The 9,007-nt window shown below is 64.2% G+C and carries 9 protein-coding genes; 3 read left to right on the forward strand and 6 right to left on the reverse strand.

The features are described 5' to 3' along the window. Positions 1-143: 143 nt before the first annotated feature. Positions 144-578 carry a hypothetical protein gene (locus tag PMI42_RS27845; protein ID WP_008140470.1) on the forward strand — a complete coding sequence of 145 codons (435 nt, stop codon included), beginning with the start codon at positions 144-146 and terminating at the stop codon, positions 576-578. 96 nt (positions 579-674) lie between these two features. On the opposite strand, the gene PMI42_RS27850 is transcribed toward PMI42_RS27845, so the two are convergent. Next, complete coding sequence (locus PMI42_RS27850) at positions 675-1,382, reverse strand: glutathione S-transferase family protein (protein ID WP_008140472.1); 708 nt, start codon at positions 1,380-1,382, stop codon at positions 675-677. A gap of 12 nt (positions 1,383-1,394) precedes the next feature. Beyond that, entirely contained in the window at positions 1,395-1,787 is a 393-nt protein-coding gene (locus tag PMI42_RS27855) for a hypothetical protein (protein WP_035966847.1), read from the reverse strand. Between the two features lie 214 nt (positions 1,788-2,001). Between PMI42_RS27855 and PMI42_RS27860 the strand changes: the two genes are divergently transcribed. Continuing rightward, a complete protein-coding gene (locus PMI42_RS27860; protein WP_035966842.1) occupies positions 2,002-3,549 on the forward strand; it encodes an outer membrane protein in 1,548 nt (515 codons plus the stop codon). A gap of 135 nt (positions 3,550-3,684) precedes the next feature. Here the strand turns inward: PMI42_RS27860 and PMI42_RS27865 are convergent, their stop codons facing one another. Beyond that, a complete protein-coding gene (locus PMI42_RS27865) occupies positions 3,685-4,335 on the reverse strand; it encodes a glutathione S-transferase family protein (protein WP_008140478.1) in 651 nt (216 codons plus the stop codon). A 161-nt stretch (positions 4,336-4,496) separates the two neighbouring features. On the opposite strand from PMI42_RS27865, the gene PMI42_RS27870 reads away from it, so the two are divergent. After that, complete coding sequence (locus tag PMI42_RS27870; RefSeq protein ID WP_008140480.1) at positions 4,497-5,225, forward strand: SDR family oxidoreductase; 729 nt, start codon at positions 4,497-4,499, stop codon at positions 5,223-5,225. A gap of 113 nt (positions 5,226-5,338) precedes the next feature. Here PMI42_RS27870 and PMI42_RS27875 read toward each other — a convergent pair whose 3' ends face one another. From PMI42_RS27875 to thiC, 3 genes are all read right to left on the reverse strand, one after another. Beyond that, positions 5,339-5,851 carry a mismatch-specific DNA-glycosylase gene (locus tag PMI42_RS27875; protein WP_008140482.1) on the reverse strand — a complete coding sequence of 171 codons (513 nt, stop codon included), beginning with the start codon at positions 5,849-5,851 and terminating at the stop codon, positions 5,339-5,341. Positions 5,852-5,941: 90 nt separating this feature from the next. Beyond that, positions 5,942-6,799, reverse strand: a complete 858-nt coding sequence (locus PMI42_RS27880) for a hypothetical protein (RefSeq protein ID WP_035966845.1) — start codon at positions 6,797-6,799, stop codon at positions 5,942-5,944. A 218-nt stretch (positions 6,800-7,017) separates the two neighbouring features. After that, positions 7,018-8,916, reverse strand: coding sequence for a phosphomethylpyrimidine synthase ThiC (thiC, locus tag PMI42_RS27885; protein ID WP_008140486.1), 1,899 nt, complete (start codon positions 8,914-8,916; stop codon positions 7,018-7,020). Positions 8,917-9,007 lie beyond the last annotated feature (91 nt).

A 9,007-nucleotide genomic window follows, 5' to 3' on the forward strand; every position in this document is an offset into this window, starting at 1 on the left:
GTCAAGCCGGGCGATGACAGTTGAATGCGCTGCTGCGCCTCGCGCCTCACTGCCCCCATCATGTTGCCGCCCCGATCCATCGGATAGATTGACGCCGTCTGATTCGATTCCTCCCCTTGAAAAATAGCCCCCGGAGATACTCCATGAAGATCGCATCCACCCTTCGCGCCGCGCTGGTCGGCATTGCCGCCCTTGCCGGGCTCACGACCTCGGCGCTGGCCGATGGCGGCACCGTGGTGCTGACGATCTACAAGGCGGGCTGGATCATCGGCGGTTCCGGCGGCTCGGGCGTGCTGAACTTCCGCGGCCGCGCCTATTCGCTCTCCACCGGCGGGCTCGATTACGGCCTCGTCTTCGGCGGCTCCAAGACCGTGCTGCGCGGCCGCGTCTCCAACATCAACCGGCCCTCGGACGTCGCCGGGGTCTATGGCGCCGCCGGTGCCGGCATTGCGGTCGGCCGCGGCGCCCGCGCCATCGTGCTGACCAACCAGAAGGGTGCGGTGCTGGAACTGTCCGGCACGCAGGTCGGCCTGATGGCAAACGCCGATCTCAGCGGGCTCGCGATCACGATGCGGTAGAAGACGGTGCCGTAGGGTGGGCAAAGGCGCGCAAGCGCCGTGCCCACCATTCCCCGTGATGGATGCAGATCGTGGGCACGCTTCGCTTTGCCCACCCTACGAGACCGCGGACGACGACCTCACCATCGCATGAACCCGCTCGCAATGCGCGACGAGGTTGTCGTGCGCATCGACGAACGCCTTCAGCGGCGTGGGGATCGGGAAGTAATGGATGTTGGCGACAAAACCGTAGATGCCGGCGTCGGCGCTGGTGGGCGCCGCGCCGTGCACGAAGCCTGCCGCAGGCACGATCTCGGCCAGCACCTGGAGATCGGCGAGGCCCCGCGCGTAGGCCTGGTCGGGCGTGTAGCGGCCGATGCCCTGGTAATGATAGCGCTGCGAATTGTAGGCCATGGCTTTCTCGAAGCCGGCCGCGTCGATCTGCGGATGCTGCGCGATGAAGCCGTCGCGGAACGCGGGATAGAAGCGCTCGTCCTTCCAGCGCGAATAGGACATCACCCAGTAGAGATCATCCAGCATGCGGGTGACCAAATGATTGGTCCGGTGCTGCTCGGTCGATAGCGCGGCATCGATGCCCAGGTGATATTTGGCGATCGCATGCGCGATGATCGTCTCGCTGTCGCCGATGGTCTCGCCGTCGTCGACGACATAGGGAAGCTGCCCGCGTGGCGCGGCGGAGGCATCGAAGACGTGCTCGTGCACGAACGGCACACCCGCGAGCTTCAGGAAGGCGTAGACCTTGAGGCCGTAGCCGTTGTTGTCGGCGACGCCGAACAGCTCTGGATACGAGTAGAGGGTCAGCATGGGTTGCTCCCTTCAGCGCGCCGGCGCCTTGGCCCGTCGTTCGGTTGTCGCTGTCTGCGCTGTCCTGCCGGCGCGGATCATCAGGAACGATCCCGATTCTCCCGGCAGCCGCCAGCGCCCGTCGATCTCGGTCGCCTCCGCGTTCACGGCACCTTCGTAATGAACCGTATCGAAGCCGAAGCCGGGCGGCTCGTAACGTTTGACGAACGCGACCGCGCTGCCGGAGCGATGACCCGTGATCGAGGCATTGTGGGTTCGCACCGGGCAGCGCGGGTTCGAGCAGGGCTCGGTGATGCCGCCGCTGAGCGTGCCATTGGCATCGACCAGCGTCGCGGTGAATGTGACCATCCCCGTGCCCGGTTGGAGGTAGGTGCCGTCCCAGACACCGGAGAGATCCTCGCTCATTGCGGCGGCTTTCTGCATTTGATGCGGGCCGGCTGGCGCCCGTCTGTTCGACCTCAAGTCGTATCGCCGCCGTGACGCGCTTGCAACAGTGCGGCGCCATCTGCGCGATGTCGTTCGATCGGAGGACGCGTGGCGTCGCCCGTTTGGACTATGGCTTCGGCCCGAAGTTCTTGCACCAGGGCCCGACATGCGACGTTCATCGACCTGCCGAAACATGTCGCGATGGCTTTGCGGCAGCGCGCTGCTGGCCGCGCTTGCGCTCGCTGCACCGGCGCAGGCTGCGGACCTCGCGCCGTTCACCAAGGCGCCGCCGCTGGTGGCGTCGTCATGGACCGGCTTCTATGCCGGTCTCGGCCTCGGCTTCCGGTCGACGCAGGCCGACCTCACCACGACGTCGGTGTCGTTTGACGGCATCCCGCGCGACATCAGCCAGAGCGTTGTCACCCAGCCCTTCAACGGCATCGGCCTGCGCGTCAATCCCTATGCCGGCACCAATTGGCAGGTCGCGCCGAACTGGGTCGTGGGTGTCGAGGGCGATGTCGGCTTCGCCGACCAGCGCGCGCGGCTCGGCGGCTTTCGCTACTCACCGGTGTTCGGCTCGTCGACCTACGACATCGACAGCCTTTCGGTGAAAACCACCTGGGATGCGAGCCTGCGTGGCCGCGCCGGCTATCTGTTGACCCCGACGACGCTGGTTTACGCCACCGCCGGCGTTGCGTTCCAGCACTATGACATCACCTCCAGCTGCGTCAGCCTCGTCTGCAACGGCGCGACGCCGGTGACGGTGTCGAACGCCACGACCAAAACCGGCTGGACGGTCGGCGGCGGCCTCGAGACCGCGCTGTGGGGCAACTGGCTGCTCCGCGCCGAGTATCGCTATGCCGATTTCGGCACCGCGCCCTTCACCATCACGCGCAACCCGACCGCGGGGGCGACCATCATCGTCGACAATTTCGACGCAAGGCTCGCCACGCACAATGCGAGCGTCGGGCTTGCCTGGAAGTTCGGCGCGCCTGTCACCGGTCGTTCGTCGCCGCTGTCCGCGCAGGCGGCGATGCCGATGTCCTGGACCGGCGCCTATGCCGGCCTTGGCCTCGGGGCGCGCGCCACACAGAGCAGCTTCACCGCAACTTCGGAATCCGTCGGCGGCTTCACGGACGATGTCCTTGCGAACCGCGCCAGAACAAAACCGTTCGACAACATCGCGTTCCGCGTCAATCCCCATGCCGGCTATCTCTGGCAGGTCGCGCAGCAATGGACCGCCGGCATCGAGGGCGATATCGGCTTCGCCGACCGCACCACCACGCGCGAAGGCTTTACGACGATCTTCCTCGCCGACTCGCAGGAGCCGGGCGAGAGCCTGTCGATCCGCAGCCGCTGGGACGCCTCTCTTCGGGCGCGGCTCGGTTACCTCGTCACGCCGCAGACCATGCTGTATGCGACCGGCGGCGTCGCCTGGCAGAATGTCGAGCTGACCTCGACTTGCGTCAGCTTCGTCTGCACCGACATCTTTGGTCTCTCGCCGGGGATCATCAGGAAATCCACCACCATGACCGGCTGGACGCTGGGCGGCGGCGTCGAGACCGCGCTGTGGGGCAACTGGCTGGCGCGCGCGGAATACCGCTATGCCGATTACGGCAAGACCAGCTTCACCGCCGCGCGTGCCAGCACCGATCCGACGCTCAATCCGGCCAGCGCGACATGGGACGTGACGATGCGTTCGCATCTGGCGACGATCGGGGTGACGTACAGGTTTCAGTGAGGCGAGGGAGGTGCGCAGGGTGGGTTAGCCGTTCACAAGCGCGGTCTATCGACTCGCGAGGGTGCAAGGCGTAACCCACCGCTTCTGCATTCGCGGAGACCAACAGTGGTGGATTACGCCTTCGGCTGATCCACCCTACGAGCCGGGTGCAGACCGAAACACCGCCAATTGCGCCTCGAATGCCCGCTGGAACGCCGGCCGCGCTTCGCCGCGGGCGACATAGGCGGCGATATCTGGATATTCGTCCAGCAGGCCCGATGTGTTGAGCCGGCGCAGCACCGTCACCATCATGAGGTCGCCGGCGCTGAACGCGCCGTCGAGCCAGTCGGCATCGCCGAGGCGGCGGGACAGTTCGCCGAGCCGGATACGGACGCGCTCCTGCAGCATCGGCAGGCGCTCCGCGTACCAGCTCTTGTCGCGCTCAAAGAGCATGGCCATCCCAAGCTCGACGATCGGCGGCTCCAGCGTGCTCAGCGCGGCAAACATCCACGCAATCGCGCGGGCCCGGGCGTTCGCGTCCTGCGGCAGCAATCCGGCATGGCGCTCGGCAATGTGCAGCACGATCGCGCCGGTCTCGAACAGGGCAAGGTCGCCGTCCTCATAGGTCGGAATCTGTCCGAACGGATGCAGCGCAAGGTGCGCTGGTTCCTTCATCGCCTTGAAGGATACCAGGCGCACATCGTAAGTCGCGCCGATCTCTTCCAGCGCCCAGCGCACCCGCATGTCGCGGGCCTGTCCCCGGCCGCGGTCGGGAGAATTTTCGAAGGCGGTGATGGTGGGCGGCATCCGGGAACTCCAAAGTGAATGCGATTTGTCCAAGGACGAACGAGCGAGGCGGATTCCGACAGGATGAGGTTTGTCCGCGGGTTGTCCGTTTGGCGACGTGATCCGCTTCGCCAGGTCGCTTCGGATCGCTATACTGCCAATTCCAGCAGGATGGTGAGCCCATGGCAAACGAATTGGAAGGCAAGGTTGCCGCCGTGACCGGGGCCGCGTCCGGCATCGGATTGGCGAGCACCGAGGCGATGCTGGCCGCGGGCGCGCGCGTGGTGATGGTCGACCGCGACGCCGCCGCGCTCGAGGCGCTCGGCAACAAGCACGGCGACGCGGTGATTCCGCTGGTCGTGGACCTGCTGGATGCGAAAGACTGTGCATCGCTGCTGCCGCGCGTCCTGGAGAAGACGGGGCAACTCGACATCCTGCATGCCAACGCAGGCACCTATGTCGGCGGCGATCTGGTCGATGCCGACACCATGGCGATCGACCGGATGCTGAACCTGAACGTCAACGTCGTGATGAAGAACGTGCACGACGTGCTGCCGCACATGATCGCGCGCCGGACCGGCGACATCATCGTCACGAGTTCGCTGGCGGCGCATTTTCCGACGCCATGGGAGCCGGTCTATGCGTCGTCCAAATGGGCGATCAACTGCTTTGTCCAGACGGTGCGGCGCCAGGTCTTCAAGCACGGCATTCGCGTCGGCTCGATCTCGCCCGGCCCGGTCGTCAGCGCCCTGCTCGCGGACTGGCCGCCCGAGAAGCTGAAGGAGGCCAGGAACTCCGGCAGCCTGCTGGAAGCCAGCGACGTGGCCGAGGTCGTGATGTTCATGTTGACCCGGCCGCGCGGCATGACCATCCGCGACGTGGTGATGCTGCCGACCAATTTCGATCTCTAGGGCGGGTGCGGTTCGTAGGGTGGGCAAAGGCGCGCCCTTCGCGCGCCGTGCCCACGCACTCCCGCGACTCACGGAGAAATCGTGGGCACGGCGCTGACGCGCCTTTGCCCACCCTACGAAGCGATCCACGCCGCAAGCTCTCGCCACGGCTCGATCGTCCAGTGCCCGGACGCGGCACCCGACGGCGACGGCAGCACGAAAATCTCCGGCAAACTCTCATCGCGCGGCTGCCGCCCCAGCGCAATTCCGCTCGACGGCCTGCCGTAAAACAAGCTCGCCGCCTTCTTGCTCGTGAACGCAATCGTCTTCGGCCGGTATTTTTCGATCTTGGCTCTGAACGCCGGCACGTCGATCGTCTCAGCCGCGATCTGGTGATCCATCCCGGCCCCCGACTTGGAGAGATCGGTGAAGCCGATCCCGAGCTCGATCAGCGCGGCGAACTCGCCCGGCTGATAGCGTCGCGACGTGATGCCGGCCTCATGGATTGCGCGCCAGAAGCGGTTGCCGGGATGGGCGTAATAGTGCCCGAGCTCGGCCGAACGCGTCGAGGCGGCGGTGCCGACGAAGATGAGGCGGAGGTTGGGGAGGAGTTGGTCGGGGAGGCGGTGGGGGGGAAGCTCAGGCAAGTCAATTGTTCCCGACTGTAGCTCACATGAGCGAAGCGATGCGCGGTTGCTTGTTAGCCCCGGACTCGCTTCGCCATCCAAGCTTGCTTCCTAGGGGACGATCCACGTGTCTACGAGCGATTTAAGTCTGCGGTCCATCTCTTCCCACTTAACGAAGTCGGCCTCGGGAGCGGTGTAATAGAGCATGTAGCGATCGAGCATCGTGTAGTGCTCGCAGCCACCAGACTCGTAACATTTCACCGCGCGAAGCAATCTCCCGTCAGGATCGGTTCGGCGAAAATAGTAGTTCTTCAACCCGGCTCGACCGCGTTCCGCGGGGAATGATCTCACATAGGCAATATGTCCGCTCCTAACACCTGCTTCGGCGAATTGGGCAGGATGCCTTCGCCAAGACGGCTCATCTGGGCCACCCATGAATAGGCCGTTCGCCGGATAGATCGAGAGCTGTTCATGTTTGCCGTTCTTGCATGCGCCGGCATACTGGCCAGCGAGTGTATCCAGGCAAAGATGCATGCCAATCCCGTTCGGCGTCGGTTGATCCTCGCCTCTTGGTCCATACTGCCACGGGATTCGGAAGTGCGCGTCTCCGGCATATCGCTCGAAAAATTGTGGTCCCTTTTCGACGAATGCAAGGTCGACTTTCGAGTAAGCGATCAAAGCCGGCCAGCATCCGATCACCAATAGCGATGCCATGGATCGTCGCCGTCGCGCGAGCGCCACGGACGACGAGATGGCGACAAGCACAGCGACCGCGAATGAGATGTCGAGCACGTTAATCAGTTCGCGATCGTAAGGTGCTGTCTCGTGTAGTGGATGATAGGTGAGGCTAATCCCCGCAGCGATCCTCCCGAAGATATCGGCGAGAATAGCTAGGATCACGAGAAGCCACGCGAGCGAAACGAACCATCCCGCGCCCTTTTCGAAGATGGCCGCTGTCAGTGAACGCATCGTGCAACGACGCCCACCAGGGAAGCAAGGCTGGTTAGAAGTTCAGCGAACGATTTCATGAAGCGCCTTTGGGAATATACGCTGAATTTCTATAGCGCTGCCGATTGAGGCGCAATAGTAGTGCACCTATCAGTTGTTCTCTCAAAAAGAAAGCCGGGTGTTTCACCCGGCTTTCTTCGTGGATGCCCGAGCAAGCCCGGGCATAACGAGTGGAGAGCTCACAACACCCGATTACTCTCCTTCACCTTCTCCGCATCCAGATACAAGCTCTCGCCCATCTCCTTGAACTTGGCGCTCATCTGCTTCATGCCGTCCTCGGCCGTCCCGCTCATCGACATCCCGATCGAGTGCGGATCATTCAGCGTCGCCGCGTAATCCCGCACGTCCTGCGTGATCTTCATCGAGCAGAACTTTGGGCCACACATCGAGCAGAAATGGGCGACCTTGTGGGCTTCCTTCGGCAGGGTCTCGTCGTGGAAGTTTTTCGCGGTCTCGGGATCGAGGCCGAGGTTGAACTGGTCGCTCCAGCGGAAGTCGAAACGGGCGCGGGAGAGCGCGTCGTCGCGCAGCTGCGCGGCCGGGTGGCCCTTGGCGAGATCGCTGGCGTGGGCGGCGATCTTGTAGGTGATGACGCCGACCTTGACGTCGTTGCGATCGGGCAGGCCGAGATGCTCCTTCGGCGTGACATAGCAGAGCATGGCGCAGCCGAACCAGCCGATCATGGCCGCTCCAATGCCCGAGGTGATGTGGTCATAGCCCGGCGCGATGTCGGTGGTCAGGGGCCCGAGGGTGTAGAACGGCGCCTCGCCGCACTCCCTAAGCTGCTTGTCCATGTTGATCTTGATCTTGTGCATCGGCACGTGGCCGGGGCCTTCGATCATGACCTGACAGCCCTTGTCCCACGCGATCTTCGTCAGCTCGCCGAGCGTCTCCAGCTCCGCGAACTGCGCGCGGTCGTTGGCGTCGGCGATCGAGCCGGGACGGAGGCCGTCGCCGAGCGAGAACGAGACGTCATACTTGCGCATGAGGTCGCAGATCTCGTCGAAATGGGTGTAGAGGAAGCTTTCCTTGTGATGCGCCAGGCACCACTTCGCCATGATCGAGCCGCCTCTGGAGACGATGCCGGTGACGCGGCTGGCGGTGAGGTGGATGTAGGACAGGCGCACGCCGGCGTGGATGGTGAAATAGTCGACGCCCTGCTCGCACTGCTCGATCAGCGTGTCCTTGTAGAGCTCCCAGGTCAGCTTGACCGGGTCGCCGTTGCACTTCTCCAGCGCCTGGTAGATCGGCACCGTGCCGATCGGCACCGGCGAATTGCGCAAAATCCATTCGCGGGTGGTGTGGATGTTGCGCCCCGTCGAGAGGTCCATCACGGTGTCGGCGCCCCAGCGGATCGCCCACACCATCTTCTCGACCTCTTCCTCGACCGACGAGGTCACCGCCGAGTTGCCGATATTGGCGTTGATCTTGGTCAGGAAGTTGCGGCCGATGATCATCGGCTCGAGTTCGCTGTGGTTGATGTTGCAGGGGATGATGGCGCGGCCGCGCGCGATCTCAGCTCGGACGAACTCCGGAGTGATGAAGGCGGGGACGGAGGCGCCAAAGCTTTCGCCGTCGGCAAGCGCTGCTTCGGCGCGTTCGAGCTGCTCCTTGCGGCCGAGATTTTCGCGCGCGGCGACGTAGATCATCTCCTTGGTGATGATGCCGGCGCGGGCGAATTCGAGCTGGGTGATCTTGTGGCCGTCGAGGCCGCGCAGCGGCTGGTGATAGGCCGAGAAGGCGCGTGCGGCCTTGTCGGTGGAGACGCTGCCGTTGTCCTCCGGCTTGATCTGCCGGCCCTGATATTCCTCGACGCCGCCGCGCTCCAGCACCCAGGCTTTGCGGCCGCGGGCGAGACCGGCGTTGACGTCGATGGTGACGGACGGATCGGTGTAGGGGCCGGAGGTGTCGTACACCGGCAGGTTCGGCTCGCCGGCGCCTTCGGACAGGATGATCTCGCGCAGGGGCACGCGGATATCAGGGGCGGCATCGGGCGATGCAAAGATCTTGCGCGACGAGGGCAGCGGGCCGGTGGTGACGGCGGGGACGGTTTTTTCAGGGTTGGAGCGGATGTTCATGGGATCCTCCGGTTTAATTCGTATGTGTGTGCGTCTGGGCGACGCTGGTGAGTTCTTGCTCCGTCATTGCGAGCGCAGCGAAGCAATCCAG

This window comes from Bradyrhizobium sp. YR681, from assembly GCF_000282615.1.
Lineage (GTDB): Bacteria > Pseudomonadota > Alphaproteobacteria > Rhizobiales > Xanthobacteraceae > Bradyrhizobium.